The sequence below is a fragment of the Ferruginibacter sp. genome (assembly GCF_049840995.1).
Lineage (GTDB): Bacteria > Bacteroidota > Bacteroidia > Chitinophagales > Chitinophagaceae > Ferruginibacter.
In genome coordinates, this window is sequence record NZ_JASGIP010000005.1 from 45,287 (window position 1) to 60,120 (window position 14,834).

Below are 14,834 nucleotides of genomic sequence, written 5' to 3' on the forward strand. Positions count from 1 at the left end.
ATCATAAAATCACCAAAAAAATCAATAATGAAAAGACTATTCTTATCTCTTACAGCATTAGTACTTGCAACGGCTTCCTTTGCACAAAAGAAAGCGGACGAATTAGCAAAATTTGCTACTGAGATCATCGACCAGGGTAAATTAAAACAAAACAACCCTGAAGAAGTAAAATTTGTTGTTACCAACATTGGTAAAGAACCACTGATCATCGAACAGGCTAACCCAACCTGCGGTTGCACTATCGGTGACTACACTAAAACTCCTATCGCTCCGGGCGCTACCGGTTATGTAAGTGCAAAATTCAACGCTGCAAATGTTGGCCACTTTACAAAAACTCTGACTGTAAAATTTGCCGGCGCTGATGATATCAAGAATATCACTATCACCGGTGATGTTTTAGCTGCTGAAGAATATGACAAATGGAAAACGGATAACCCAAATGCTGCTATTGTAAAAGCTGCTCCTGCCACCACACCGGCACCTGCTGCTGTTGCTGTACCTGCAAAAGCGGTTAAACCAACCGGCGCTAAAAAAGCAAAAACAATAACTAAACCAACCCCGGTTGTTACTCCAGCTGTTAAAAGCTAATTTAAGACAATCTTAATCTCTTTATAAAAGAACCTCCTTCCAGTAAGGAGGTTTTTTTGTAATTTGCACTGCCCTGGAAAAGAATATTTTTTAAGTCAATAAGCGTTTTTGTTCTCCAAAGGGTCATGATTACCAGGAAACAGTTTAAAACGGAACAGTTTTTGGTAAATCATCTTTATCCTGCTTATTACTATTCGATGAAACTATTTTTACTTAAGACGTGCTATATAAAGATCCCCCTTATACTAACCCTATTAGTTTTAAGCAGTTCTTTCGCCTTTGCACAGCCCGCAGCTGATTTTTCTGCCAGTCCTTTAAGTGGTTGTACGCCCTTGGCGGTAACATTTACCGACAGGAGTTCCGGTGGACCAACTTCCTGGCAATGGGACCTGGGTAATGGCACCCAGTCCACACAGCAAAATCCTACTACCACCTATTTTAATTCGGGATTGTATACCATTACACTTACAGTGACCAATGCGGCCGGCAGCAACACTATTACCCGTAATCAATATATTAAGGTAGATGATAAACCGGTAGTGGATTTTTCGGCCCTCAATACCTCCGGTTGTTTTCCTTTACGAACGAGCTTTACAGATCTTTCTTCCGGCGGTTCGGCGGCCCTTTCCACCTGGGAATGGGATTTTGGTGATGGCGGTTTATCCACTGCACAAAACCCCTTCCATAATTACACTGTCGCCGGCAATTATACCGTTACCTTAAAAGTCACCAATGCAGGAGGTTGCTCCAAAGTAGTAACCAAGCCGAACTTTATACAGGTGTCGCCCGGTGTTACAGTAGATTTTAGCCACAGCGCACCGCAACTCTGCAAGCCACCGGAAACCATCAGCTTCACCAATCTTTCCACTGGTCCGGGTACGCTCACCTATCAATGGGATTTTGGGGATGGGGGCACTTCGTTTAATGCCAACCCGGTATATACTTACACAGCGGGTGGCACTTACACAGTTACATTGATCACACAAAGTAGTTCGGGATGTGTTGATACCATCACCAAGATAAATACCGTTGCGATAAGAGATGTGGTATCTGATTTTACAGGTCCGGCCACCGTGTGCCAGGACGCCCCGGCCAGCTTTACCAATACCTCTGTGCCGGTATCCGCAGGTTCATTATGGGATTTTGGCGATGGCACTTTTTCTACTGCGGTCAATCCCACCAAATCATACACTGCACCGGGAGTTTACAATGTAAAACTCAAAAATAATTATGGCACCTGTGCAGATTCAGTTACCAAACAGATCACGGTACTGAACCTGCCTACGCCCGATTTCAGCGCTCCCGATGTTACAGATTGTAAAGTGCCGTTTACGGTAAACTTTACTGATCTTTCCACCGGTGCTGTAAGCTGGGCCTGGAATTTTGGAGATGGTGGCACTTCTGCGTTACAGAATCCTTCGTATACATATACTGCATTGGGCAATTATTCCGTGACATTATTTGTAACGGGCGCCAATGGTTGCGGCAACACTATTATAAAACCACAATATGTTCGTGTACAGCATCCCGTTGTAAATATCAATGGATTGCCGCTGGAAGGTTGCGTTCCTTTTACCATTTCGCCAACACCCAATGTTACTACAGTGGATGGCATTGCTTCCTACCTGTGGGATTTTGGTGATGGAGGAACTTCAACCGCAGCCAATCCATCTCATACTTATGGCGTACAGGGCACCTATACTGTAAAACTCTATATCACCACCAATGATGGCTGCATAGATTCAGCCGTGTATTTAAATGCAGTGAAAGCCGGTAATAAATCGCTGGCCAACTTCAGTGCGGCACCATTGGCACAATGTGTTGGTCAACCGGTACAGTTCACTGATCTTACTGTACCTTCTGACAGGTGGAGCTGGGATTTTGGCGATGGCATAGGCACCTCCACTGCAGAAAATCCGAGTTATACTTACCAGGATACGGGCAAATTCAACATCCGCCTGATTGCATGGAATAATGGTTGCCCGGACACGATGATAAAAACTAATTTCATCACGGCGCTGCCGCCTGTTGCAAGGTTTACCAGCATCTTTAATTGCAACAACAAATTAATGGTGGCATTCAACGATCAGTCGGTGCTGCCGCAAACATGGGCCTGGGATTTTGGGGATGGATTTACCTCTACTCTGCAGAACCCAACACATACTTATGCCGCTTATGGCAGCTATAATGTTTCACTCACTGTTACTAATGGAGGTTGCAGTAATACCAAGGTGAACAATATTGTACTGTTTACAGAAACGGCCAATTTTTCGGTTACTGATGATACGATCTGTAAAGGACAGACAGCTCAGTTCCAGGTAGTGGGAGTTAACCAGGGCAATATTGCCACTTATTACTGGGATTACGGAGATGGCAATGCAGGTTTTGCCGGTCCTGTGACCACACATATTTACAATGCACCCGGGCTTTATACGGTTACACTAACGATGGTGGATACACGAGGATGTGTGTACAGTGTTGCAAAGCCTAATATCATCAGGATATGGGGACCTTCTGCTAATTTTTCGCAGGTGGCAGGGCCCAGATGCAGGCCTGCGACCGTTACTTTTAACGATCTTTCCACTACTGATGGCGTACATCCGCTTACCAGCTGGAGCTGGACCTTCGGAGACGGGCTATCCCAAACATTCAACAATCCACCATTTACCCATGTATATGATACGGGTGGCTTATTCTATCCTGTACTAACGGTAACGGATACCTACGGCTGCAGTAATACCTCCACTGTGCAGGTAACTGTGGCCATGTCCGATCCCAAGGCAAAATTCTTCAGCCCTGATACGCTGACCTGTGTTGGAAAGAATGTAGTATTCACCAATACTTCCACTACTCCTTTAGGGGCGCTTACTTACCTGTGGGATTTTGGGGACGGCACTACTTCCACTGCAGTAAACCCGGTAAAAGCATATGCATTGGATGGGGATTATACGGTAACCTTAACCGCTACGGATGGCGCCTGTTCCAATACTACTATAAAAACGGCTTATGTAAAAGTGCATACTGCCAAAGCAGCTTTTAGTGTGAACGATTCCATCAGTTCCTGCTCGCCTTTTGAAGTGATATTTACCAATACCTCTTTATACGCTACCAGCGCCAAATGGTTCTTTGGTGACGCCACTAATTCCACATTGGCAAAACCAACACATTACTATTCCATACCCGGCACTTATATTGCCAAGCTGGCCGTTGCGGGTCCGGGCGGTTGCGTGGATACTGCGTACAAAACCATCATACTTTATGATTCAACTGCATCGTTAACTTACACTCCATTGGCAGGCTGTTCGCCTTTGCCGGTAAGTTTTCATGTTACCACACCTGGGCCAGTTACTTATTTATGGGATCTGAATGATGGTAACACATTAACCACTACCGACTCCAACCTTGTGTACAATTATTTACTACCCGGTAAATTTTTACCTAAAGTAATTTTAGAAGACCAGACCGGTTGCCGCATACCGGTTGTAGGTGTGGATACTATCTATGTTACGAAAAGTTATGTAAATTTTGCAGCCGACGATTCATTGCTCTGCGATAAGGGGCTTGTTAATTTTTCTGACTCCACAGTAAGCAATGGCATTATCACTAATTACGATTGGAGTTTTGGAGATGGTGGCACTTCCACCCTGCAGAATCCATCCCACAATTACAGCGGTGCAGGTTTTTATACTGTAAGGCTCATCGTTACTACAGCCAATGGTTGTACCGACACATTGATAAAACCGAATTATATCAAGATCGTAACTTCTCCTGTGGCCGATATTGGAGGCAATGTGCCGATATGTATGCAGAGCAAGCTTACCTTTAAAGGATTGCTGCAACCGGATACCTCTGCAGTAAAATGGTATTGGGATTTTGGCAACGGTAAAACATCCATTACACAAAATCCATTGCCACAGCGCTATGATACAGCAGGTAATTATCCATTGCGGCTGATCGTGACCAACAGCAGCGGTTGTGCCGATACTGTGGACCGTACTGTGATTGTTTATCCCCTGCCATTGATCAATGCAGGGCCCGATAAAGTGATCGGTGTAGGTTCGTCCATCGCTATTGTACCAACAGGGTCGCCTGTGGTAGATTACCTGTGGAGCCCTGCAACAGAACTTACCTGTACTAATTGTTACAGCACTGTTGCTTCGCCCAAAAACACCACCACCTATACCATTAAAGTTACCGATGCCAATGGCTGTATCAACAAGGATGAGATCACCATCATTGTGGTATGTAACGACAAGAATGTATTCATCCCCAATACCTTCTCACCTAATGGCGACGGGGTGAACGATCGGTTCTATCCACGGGGCACCGGCTTGTTTTCCATCCAAAGCATGCGTATATTTAACAGGTGGGGCGAAATGGTTTTCCAGAAAGCAAAACTTTTCCCCAATGATCCTACTTTGGGATGGGACGGAAGATATAATGGCCAATTGCAAAACGCTGATGTATACACCTATATCATTGAAATAGTATGCGAGAACAGTGAGATACTGACCTATAAAGGAAATATCACCCTGATACAATAAAATAATTATGGGAAAATTCCGTTTAGCATATAATTCAGTTGCACTAACAACAAAAAAGAGCGTTATGATAAAAGGTTTACCCAAACCTTTACGGTGTTTTTTACTGCTGCTTGTATTTGGTATACAGGCACATGCGCAGGATATTCATTTCTCCCAGTTTTTTGAGACCCCTTTACTCCGCAACCCGGCACTGGCAGGCATTTTCAGTGGCGATATCAGGGTGCAGACCGTTTACCGCAATCAATGGAACAGCGTTACCACGCCTTATCAAACAGGTTCATTTAATGTGGAATATAAAAAGCCAGTGGGGAAAGGCGACGATTTTCTTACCATTGGCGGCGAGATACTGTATGATAAAGCAGGCACTATTGCCCTGCAATCAACACATATATTACCGGCGCTCAATTACCATAAATCATTAAGTGGTGAAAGGAATATGTACCTCTCCCTGGGCTTTATGGGCGGATGGGTGCAACGCAGCATTGACAGAAGCAAAGTAACCACCAACAGCCAGTATGATGGCACAGGGTTTAATCCCGGCCTTTCTGATGGCGAAACTTTTCCAAGAAATTCTTATTCTTACCTGGATGGAAGTGTAGGCATGAGCTTTAACAGCCAGATAGGTGAGAATACGGACAATAATATTTACCTGGGTGTGGCGTATCATCATTTCAACAAAGCCACCAAGGTCTCATTTTACGGCAATCCCAATTACGAGATGATACCCAAATGGGTAGGTTCGCTCGGCGCCAGGATGAACATCAATGAATATGCTTTCTTTACTTTACTCGCAGATTATTCCAAACAGGGGGTGTTTACCGAAACGATGGTAGGCGCATTATACTCATGGAGGCTGGATGATATTGAGGATCCCAAATACATTCTGCATGCCGGTACTTTTTTACGCTGGAAAGATGCCATTGTACCCGTTGCCAAACTGGATTTTAAACCCTTCTCGGTTTCCGTAAGTTACGACGCCAATATTTCGCAGTTAAAATCTGCCAGTAAAGGCCAGGGCGGTTTTGAACTGGGCCTTACCTACCAGAAATACCTGGACAGGAACAACAGCAGCGTGGATGCTGTACGTTGTCCCAGGTTTTAATAAGACTCCTTTTCACTTTTCTATTCCTTCTTTTTTACCGGCACTTTAAGTACTGCTGAATTCATTTACTATTCATTTCATCTGAAAAGAATGCTTTTTTATTCATAAATCATGTTGATAATAATTACAATCACATAGATAATTTCTATTTTTACAACATGACGATCACACAACTGGAATACATCATTGCCGTAGATACACACCGGCATTTTGCCACCGCTGCAGAACAATGTTTCATTACCCAGCCTACTTTGAGCATGCAGATACAAAAGCTGGAAGAGAACCTGGGCAGTAAAATATTCGACCGCAGCAAACAACCGGTGATACCTACCGAAATTGGTGAAGAGATCATTAAGCAGGCAAGGATAATACTGAATGAAGTAAAGAAGATCGATCAGCTGATAGCAGATAAACAGGGCATTTTACAGGGCGAATTAAAGATCGGTATCATACCCACACTGGCCCCTTACCTGCTGCCGCTTTTTTTGCAACCCTTTCTAAAAAAATATCCCGGTGTTACCATTAAGGTAAAAGAAATGACCACCGATATTATCGTGGAAAAATTAAAGACAGGCAGGATCGATGCAGGATTACTGGTAACACCCTTGCAGGAGAACAGCATCAAAGAATATCCATTGTTCTATGAAGAGCTGGTGGCTTATGTTTCCAAAAAAAATGCGGCATATAAAAAAACTTATGTACTGGCAGATGATATTGACCTGAAAGAATTATGGCTGCTGGAAGAAGGGCATTGCTTCCGTTCGCAGATCATTAATTTATGCGAACTGAAAAAACAAACCCGGCAGCAAAGCAATTTTGAATACGAAGCAGGCAGCGTGGAAACATTACGCAAAATGGTGGAACTGAATAATGGTGTGACCATATTGCCGGAACTGGCCACACTCGATTTCTCCAGCCGGCAGCTCAACATGATCCGTCATTTCAGATCACCGGCGCCTGTACGGGAAGTAAGCCTGGTAACACACCGCGATTACATTAAAAAGAAACTGATCGATGTTTTAAAAGAAGAGATCGTGGCAATACTACCACCCAAACTTGCCCTGAATAAAAATAAGAATCTCGTAAAAATATAAATGAGCAACAGGTTGTTCAAAGCCTTTAACTTTGTAAAAAAAAATACCATGGCAGTAAGCGTAGGACAAAAAGCACCCGATTTTATTTTACATGATTCTGATAAGAACCAGGTAACCCTCAGTGAGCAGAAAGGCAAGACCGTTTTGCTGCTGTTCTTTCCACTGGCATTTACCAGCGTTTGCACCAGGGAGCTTTGCGCCATCCGCGATGATATCAGCCGCTACAATAATGCCGCCGCCACGGTTTTTGGCATCTCTGTAGATGCTTTTGCCACCCTGAAGAAATTCAAGGAAGACCAGGGTTACAATTTTACCTTACTGAGCGATTTTAATAAGGAGGCTTCCACCGCTTATGGCTGCTTATACGATACTTTTGCAGGCTGGATGAAGGGGGTAAGCAAGCGGGCCGCATTTATTATTGATAAAGAAGGAGTTGTACAATATGCTGAAATACTGGAATCTGCCGGTGATATGCCCGATTTTGAAGCAATAAATGCCCGGCTGGAACAATTAAATGGGTGATTTTAGCGTTGTAACCTTGCCTTTTTGGTAAAAAAGAGGCCGAATTAACAAAAAATGGCATTTTTTTAGCTTAATTTTTTGTTGATTATTTCAGTATGATTAATTAACTTTACTGTATTGAAACAAATTTTTTACATACTTATTTTTATTATTGGATTAAACTTTACTTCTTCTGCACAAAATAAAAACGCTGGTTCTAGCCAGAATGCTGCAAAGTTGATAAAGCTCTACCCAATCCCTGCTTCAACAGTGATCAATTTTGATTTCGTTAGCGGGTACGATAAGTCCTACACTTTAGAGAATCACAAACTTCACCGGTAAAAGAGTTTACGAACAAAAAAATATTTCTCAAAAGATCACGCTTTCTTTAGACGAATTTTCAAGAGGCTTCTACTATTATCAGTTGCGTGACAAGGCCGGTAACCTGGTGGAAACACAAAGATTCCTTGTACTGAAATAATTCTTCAGTATCCCATTTCAATTCTTCATTTTAATTATTGCTGTTCACTCACCAATGGTGCAAGAATCATTCATTTCTTCATCCGTGAATATTTTAGAATGGATAAAGAACCGTACGCCCAATGGTATCTCCAGCGAAAAGCTGCTACCCCTGCCGGGTGTTACATCCAACGTAAGCTGTGTATGCTTCCAGTATTCAAACTGATCAGCTGCCATATAAAATTTACAACCTGCAATAGTTCCGAGACACACATCACTGCTGCCTGTTTTAAACTCTCCTTCTGCAAAACACATGGGTTGGCTACCATCGCAGCAACCTCCACTCTGGTGAAACATTAAAGGCCCATGCAACTGCTTTAACTGGTCTATTAGTGTAAGCGCCGCCGTTGTAGCCAATATTCTTTGTACTGCCATAAAACATTGTTTAAAAAATAAAGCAGTGATATAAAATCACTGCTTTACCCGTTTGCGTTTTAGTTTAAAAGAATCCCAGTTTTTGTTTGCTATAGGATATCAGCATATTCTTGGTCTGGCGGTAATGGTTCAGCATCATCTTATGTGTTTCCCTGCCAAAACCCGATTTTTTATATCCGCCAAATGGTGCATGCGCAGGATAAGCATGATAACAGTTGACCCATACCCTGCCGGCCTGTATAGCCCTGGGCACCTGGTAAATTTCATGTGCATCCCTTGTCCACACCCCTGCGCCAAGACCATACAGGGTATCGTTGGCTATGGCAATGGCTTCTTCAGTAGTTTTAAAAGTGGTAACGGATGTAACGGGCCCAAAGATCTCTTCCTGGAAAATGCGCATTTTATTATTGCCTTTAAAAATGGTGGGCTTGATATAATAGCCATGCTCCAGTCCGCTGTTTTGGTGAAAAGCCTCCCCACCACATAATACCTGTGCGCCTTCCTGTTTGCCAATATCGAAATAGCTGAGAATTTTTTTGTACTGATCTTCCGATGCCTGCGCCCCCATCATTACCGAGCCATCCAAAGGATTACCCATTTTAATGGCATTGGTGCGTTGCACTACCCTTTCCATGAACTTATCATAAATATTTTCGTGTACGAGTATCCGTGATGGGCAGGTACAAACCTCGCCCTGGTTCAATGCAAACATTACAGCGCCTTCAATGGCCTTATCAAAAAAATCATCATCGGCATCCGCCACCGATTCAAAAAATATATTCGGGCTTTTGCCACCCAGCTCCATGGTAACAGGAATAAGGTTTTCCGAAGCATATTGCATAATGAGTCTTCCCGTAGTGGTCTCTCCTGTAAAAGCCACTTTGTTTATTTTGGGTGATGTTGCTAAAGGCTTGCCTGCTTCAGGTCCAAAACCGGTTACAATATTCAATACACCTGCGGGCAGAATGTCACCGATCAGTTCCATCAGGCACATGATGCTGGTGGGTGTCTGTTCTGCCGGCTTTACCACCACTGTACAGCCTGCAGCCAGCGCCGGTGCTATCTTCCAGGCTGCCATTAATAAAGGGAAGTTCCAGGGGATGATTTGTCCCACTACGCCAATGGGTTCGTGCAAATTAATGCTTACTGTTGTGTCGTCGTGTTCGCTGATGGTTCCTTCCTCGCTGCGTATTACCCCGGCAAAATACCGGAAATGGTCTACAACCAATGGGAGATCAGCAGCCCTGGTTTCCCTAATTGCCTTCCCGTTATCAATGGTTTCCACAGTGGCCAGGTACTCAAGATTATCCTCCACCACCTGTGCAATTTTTAACAGGATATTACTGCGGTACCCGGCGCCAGTTTTGCTCCAGGTTTTAAAAGCTGTTGCTGCCGCATCAATGGCTTTATCAATATCTTTCGCGTTGCCTCTTGCCGCTTTTGTAAACACTTTAGCATCAATGGGCGAGGTATTGTCGAAATATTCGCCGCTTTCCGGCGCCACCCACTGCCCGCCAATATAATGTTCGTATTTTTCTTTAAATTTTGGGCGTGCCGCCAGGTTTGCCTTTGGGGCTGCGGCTGTTGCTGTGCTCATATAGAATGGTTTAATCGTTAAATAATACCCCAAGTTGAAAAATATTCTTTTTGTGGCCCAGTCATTTTAGTATTTTGTTATAGCACAATTGTACTTTTACCATTGGCACTGTTGGAGGAAATACTTAATTTGGTATTGAAAACCTGCCTTGATTGCCTGTAAAAAATCATCTTCAGAAAATCGATCTCACACATCCAAAGTATTTACAAACACTGGTAGAGAACCGGCGCATCTTTAACCTGAATAATTGCGAACTGAATATTTTTGAAAGCTACCAGGAGACTTATAAAGTACCGCTTACCTTCAGCGATTTTGTTATTACCAGTATGGTGCGGGGCAAAAAAGTAATGCAGCTTTTAGATAAGCCTGCTTTTGATTATTTACCGGGCGAAACGGTGATTGTGCCGGCGAATGAAACAATGGTGATCGATTTTCCGGAAGCGGCGACAGAGAATCCCACACAATGTATTGCACTGGCAGTGGATGGACAATATATGAACAACACCTTACAGTACCTGAATACTTTTTACAACAGCGATCAACAGGATGCACACGAGTGGAAACTGCAGTTCAATAAATATCATTTTGATAATGATACAGAAGTTACCGGGTTGATCAACAAACTCATCCGTGTGTGCAGCAGCGCTGATACAGGCAAGAATATTTTTGCGGATCTTAATTTGAAGGAATTGCTGATACGTTTGGTGCAGAGCCAGTACCTGCACCAGGTAAGCACCAGCATTGATGATACGAGCAATCACAACCGGCAGCAATACGTGCTGCATTATATACAACAACACCTTACTGAAAAAATTGCCGTGGATATGCTTTGCCGTAAAGCTTATTTAAGCCGTAATATGTTTTTCAGCTGGTTTAAAGAACAATTTGGCATTACACCGCTGGATTATATCAATAAAGAACGCATCAAGCTGGCCAAGCAATTACTGGCCGATAAACGCAACAGCATTACCAGCGTGAGTTTGCAATGCGGTTTTAGTGATGTAAATTATTTTGTACGGATGTTTAAAAAGCTGGAAGGCATTACGCCCGGCATTTATCAAAGTTGTATTACCTGACCGTAACACGCTTCCGGCTTTAATAGTTTTATCGATCGGCTCCTATAATTTTATTACTTTTCCAGAACCTGAGATATGCGTGGTAACTGTGGGGTTACCGAAATAATAAATATCCCCGCTACCTGATATACTGGCATCCAGTGTTTGCTGCACTTTTACTTTTGTTGTACCCGATCCACTGATCTTTGCAATGCCATTATCTGCATTTACAGCAGACAGATCTATATAGCCACTGCCGCTTACAGCAGTGTTCACAGTTTTTGCATTCCCCGAAAATAATTTTATAAATCCCGAGCCACTTACCGCTGCAGATAGTTGGTTGGTCAATTTCATACTGTCGATAGTAAGATTACCCGAACCACTCAGGGTGGCATTAAAATCGTTTGAAGACAGATCGCCTGTTACATTCACATCGGCAGAGCCGCTTAAATTCAAACTTTCCAAAGATGGAGCGCTGATATTTACAACAATATCGCTGTGGCTTCTTACGTTCACATCATTCCTGAATTTTATTATCAGCACATTGCCCGACCTGTAGGTTTCAATAACATCCAGGATATTTTGCTGCGCTGCTAACTGCACCCTGTAAGTGGCGCTTTGTTTAAAATATATCTTGCCGGAAATGCTGGTGGAAATGCCGGTAAAATTATTTACAATCCTGTCTTCCGTTTGAACAGGGCCTTCGCCCACCACTTTTCTGCAGGAAGAAAAAGAGAAAATGCTCATTAATACTGCTGCTAATACTACTATGTTTTTCATTTTTATATTTTTAAGGGTTGATCAAAATTCTACTTTGTAATTGAGTATAGGCAATAAGCCGGTTTGGTAATTGGTCACGATCTTATTCTGTGTTTCATCGTAAGATTGATTGTATACATTCAGTCGGTTGGTTATATTCTGTATATCGAGTGACAATGTACTGGTCATATATTTTTTATTCCATTTGATACTTACTCTTATATCCGTTCTGAAATATGCAGGGTTCTTTATACTGAATGCTTCCGCATCTTTATACACGCCATAACCTGCAGCAAGCGATGCTGCGTAATCAATAGGTGTGGTGCGCAAACCTCCGGCATAAATGGTTTTAATATTCAAACCGATCGTTCTGTGCTTATGCCTGTTCACAAAATCCTTACCTGCAATCAATGTGGTGATGTGATTACCATTGAAACGGGTGTTTCTTTCAATCCCATCCAGCGCAGTATATTTGGATTGATAAAAAGAATTGGTCAAAGTGAGGTACGCATTATTGTGCAGGTATCGTTCCAGCGAAATTTCTGCGCCATAGTTTTTGCCCTTGCCTTTATTCACCATGGGTTCCAGCACATAGCCATCAATGATATTTAAAGTGCTGAATGTGCTGCCCGCCTTTGTACTCACCGGCACGTTGAATAACTGCTGGTAATACAGTTCAGTTTTAAGCTGCACATTCTTTGCCAGCCTGTAATTATAGGAAATCACATAATGATGCGCCTTGTTAAGGCCCAGGTTTTTGTTAGGGCTGTATACATTACCTGCCCCATCTTCCAGCTGCGCAAGATATACGCCCATTACCTGTACCTGGCTGTGCAGGCCATACCCCAATGCCACGCTGCTTTTATTGCCCAGCGTATATTTCAACGACATGCGTGGCTCCACTGAAGAGGTATTGTTCAATGCAAGGTGCAGGTAATGCAAACCGGCATTCAATACTAATTTATCGGTTGGCTTGTATTGCAGTTGTGCAAATAGCTGTCCCGTTGAAGTATTACCTTTTGAATTGATCCTTTCCTGCAATGGTTCGCCTGCATGTTCGGCGCTGCGTTGGTAATAATTAAAATCGAGTAAATTAACTATTACGCCTGTACGCAGATTTAATTTATTACTGAACCTGTAATTCAGTGTAGTGTTGGCGGTCTTCTTTTTATTGATATAATTCTCTTTATAGGATTTTACTCTTGAATAATCGCTCTTTATAAGATCCTCGTCGTAGCTATTTTTGGTGTAAGACATTCCAATACCAGACTTAAGTGTTGCATTGGTACCTAAGGAAATAGTATGGGTGATACCGGAAAAATAAGTATTGGCCGTAAAGCTGTAGGGATGCCGGTCATCCCAGTTCTCCCATTTTGAAGAATCGTATTTGGCAATAGCTTCATCGGAACTTAATCCGCCAAAACCCAGTATTGTAAATGTGCCCAGTTTTTTTGTAGGCAGGTAAATATTGTAGGACAGATCCTGGAAATTGGTGGAAGCATTATCGGGCAATATACCCACCTTGTTCAATAACTGTAAGGTGGAATACCGGTAGTTTATAAGGTAAGAGCCTTTGTAATTTTTAGAGAAGGGTCCTTCTGCCGCTGCATTTAAACCCAGTACACCTGCCTGCAAAGTGTATTCGTTCTTTTCATTATTGCCCCTGCGCAATTTAAGGTCGAATACACCGCTGAGTGCATTGCCATACTCTGATGCAAATGCCGCAGTAACAAAATCAGAATTGGCCAGCAGCTGCGAGCTTAAAATAGAAATGCCGCCGCCACTGTTTCCTGCACTGCTGAAATGATTGGGATTGGGAATATCCATCCCTTCCATCTTCCATAATAAACCTGTGGGCGAATTGCCGCGGATAATGATACTGTTGTTGCCATCATCTGCTGCCAATACACCGGGGAATGCCGCTGCCATACGCAAAGGATCATTTACCGCAGCCGCATATTTTTGTGTTTCTTCCACGGTAAATGCTCTTGCACTTACTGCGCTCATGTCGTTGAGTGGTTTATTCTTTTTGCTGTTCGACCTTATGACCACTTCTGTTTCGGCAACGATCGCCGTTTCCAAAGCAATGGTCAATACAGTTTCCTTCCCGGCATTAACGGTTATATTTTCTAACGCCGCTTCTTTAAATCCTGTATGAGAAATGGTTAAATGATACAGACCTACCTGAAGGGCATCAAAACGAAATGCGCCTTCCTCATCTGTTGTAACTGTTTTGCCTGTTTCTTTCAATGTAACAGTTGCATGCGCCAGCGGCTTCTGCAGCACCTGGTCTGTTACGGTGCCCCGCAATGGTTGTTTGTACTGTGCATGCGCATTTACAAATAAAAAACACAGGATCGATCCAAATAAAATTTTCATGGTTGATTCTTTTGTTGTTGCTGATATTTTATTGATACAACAACTGAAGGATTGGTTACCCCTATGCGTTAACAAAGATTTAAGACAATTGTAGATTGGAGATTTTAGATTTTAGATTGTGGATTTAGCACAGCGTTTTAGAAGAAATTTATACCGGCGTTCCAGCCGAACCAGCCATTTACATTGGTGCCAAAATTAATGGGCTTGTAACCAGTTGGTGGCACAGGGTAACGATAGTTGGCGATTGCTGTATGCTGGTTAGATACGAATACACTGAATGAAGGCCCCGCAAAGAATGAAATGTATTTATTCAGCTTTACA

12 protein-coding genes are annotated in these 14,834 nt (G+C 42.9%); 7 read left to right on the top strand and 5 right to left on the bottom strand.

What is annotated here, in order from left to right; all coding sequences use genetic code 11:
* Positions 1-27: 27 nt before the first annotated feature.
* The 6 genes from QM738_RS15180 to QM738_RS15205 all read left to right on the top strand — a co-directional run bounded on the left by QM738_RS15180 (position 28) and on the right by QM738_RS15205 (position 8,310).
* Positions 28-588, top strand: coding sequence for a DUF1573 domain-containing protein (locus QM738_RS15180; protein ID WP_462277579.1), 561 nt, complete (start codon positions 28-30; stop codon positions 586-588).
* Between the two features lie 197 nt (positions 589-785).
* A complete protein-coding gene (locus QM738_RS15185) occupies positions 786-5,132 on the top strand; it encodes a PKD domain-containing protein (protein WP_462277580.1) in 4,347 nt (1,448 codons plus the stop codon).
* A 64-nt stretch (positions 5,133-5,196) separates the two neighbouring features.
* The gene (locus QM738_RS15190) at positions 5,197-6,234 is read left to right on the top strand and encodes a PorP/SprF family type IX secretion system membrane protein (protein ID WP_462277581.1); all 1,038 of its coding nucleotides are present in this window, start codon (positions 5,197-5,199) and stop codon (positions 6,232-6,234) included.
* 158 nt (positions 6,235-6,392) lie between these two features.
* Entirely contained in the window at positions 6,393-7,328 is a 936-nt protein-coding gene (locus tag QM738_RS15195; RefSeq protein ID WP_462277582.1) for a hydrogen peroxide-inducible genes activator, read from the top strand.
* Positions 7,329-7,376: 48 nt separating this feature from the next.
* Positions 7,377-7,850, top strand: coding sequence for a redoxin domain-containing protein (locus tag QM738_RS15200; RefSeq protein ID WP_462277583.1), 474 nt, complete (start codon positions 7,377-7,379; stop codon positions 7,848-7,850).
* Positions 7,851-8,151: 301 nt separating this feature from the next.
* On the top strand, positions 8,152-8,310 hold the full coding sequence (locus QM738_RS15205) for a hypothetical protein (RefSeq protein WP_462277590.1): 159 nt from the start codon (positions 8,152-8,154) through the stop codon (positions 8,308-8,310).
* 44 nt (positions 8,311-8,354) lie between these two features.
* Here QM738_RS15205 and QM738_RS15210 read toward each other — a convergent pair whose 3' ends face one another.
* Both QM738_RS15210 and QM738_RS15215 read right to left on the bottom strand, forming a co-directional pair.
* A complete protein-coding gene (locus QM738_RS15210) occupies positions 8,355-8,723 on the bottom strand; it encodes a DUF779 domain-containing protein (protein WP_462277584.1) in 369 nt (122 codons plus the stop codon).
* 64 nt (positions 8,724-8,787) lie between these two features.
* Positions 8,788-10,320 (bottom strand): aldehyde dehydrogenase family protein, encoded by a 1,533-nt coding sequence (locus QM738_RS15215; RefSeq protein WP_462277585.1) that lies wholly within the window; start codon positions 10,318-10,320, stop codon positions 8,788-8,790.
* Positions 10,321-10,472: 152 nt separating this feature from the next.
* Between QM738_RS15215 and QM738_RS15220 the strand changes: the two genes are divergently transcribed.
* Positions 10,473-11,396 (top strand): AraC family transcriptional regulator, encoded by a 924-nt coding sequence (locus QM738_RS15220; protein WP_462277586.1) that lies wholly within the window; start codon positions 10,473-10,475, stop codon positions 11,394-11,396.
* A 42-nt stretch (positions 11,397-11,438) separates the two neighbouring features.
* On the opposite strand, the gene QM738_RS15225 is transcribed toward QM738_RS15220, so the two are convergent.
* The 3 genes from QM738_RS15225 to QM738_RS15235 all read right to left on the bottom strand — a co-directional run.
* On the bottom strand, positions 11,439-12,155 hold the full coding sequence (locus tag QM738_RS15225) for a head GIN domain-containing protein (RefSeq protein WP_462277587.1): 717 nt from the start codon (positions 12,153-12,155) through the stop codon (positions 11,439-11,441).
* A 21-nt stretch (positions 12,156-12,176) separates the two neighbouring features.
* Positions 12,177-14,513, bottom strand: a complete 2,337-nt coding sequence (locus QM738_RS15230; RefSeq protein WP_462277588.1) for a carboxypeptidase regulatory-like domain-containing protein — start codon at positions 14,511-14,513, stop codon at positions 12,177-12,179.
* Between the two features lie 137 nt (positions 14,514-14,650).
* A partial coding sequence (locus tag QM738_RS15235) for a hypothetical protein (protein WP_462277589.1) occupies positions 14,651-14,834 on the bottom strand: 184 nt, incomplete at its 5' end.

Bases quoted from the DNA above. Each gene is read 5' to 3' on its own strand.
- QM738_RS15180 (WP_462277579.1), top strand. From the start codon at position 28: ATGAAAAGACTATTCTTATCTCTTACAGCATTAGTACTTGCAACGGCT.
- QM738_RS15185 (WP_462277580.1), top strand. From the start codon at position 786: ATGAAACTATTTTTACTTAAGACGTGCTATATAAAGATCCCCCTTATA.
- QM738_RS15190 (WP_462277581.1), top strand. From the start codon at position 5,197: ATGATAAAAGGTTTACCCAAACCTTTACGGTGTTTTTTACTGCTGCTT.
- QM738_RS15195 (WP_462277582.1), top strand. From the start codon at position 6,393: ATGACGATCACACAACTGGAATACATCATTGCCGTAGATACACACCGG.
- QM738_RS15200 (WP_462277583.1), top strand. From the start codon at position 7,377: ATGGCAGTAAGCGTAGGACAAAAAGCACCCGATTTTATTTTACATGAT.
- QM738_RS15210 (WP_462277584.1), bottom strand. From the start codon at position 8,723: ATGGCAGTACAAAGAATATTGGCTACAACGGCGGCGCTTACACTAATA.
- QM738_RS15215 (WP_462277585.1), bottom strand. From the start codon at position 10,320: ATGAGCACAGCAACAGCCGCAGCCCCAAAGGCAAACCTGGCGGCACGC.
- QM738_RS15225 (WP_462277587.1), bottom strand. From the start codon at position 12,155: ATGAAAAACATAGTAGTATTAGCAGCAGTATTAATGAGCATTTTCTCT.
- QM738_RS15230 (WP_462277588.1), bottom strand. From the start codon at position 14,513: ATGAAAATTTTATTTGGATCGATCCTGTGTTTTTTATTTGTAAATGCG.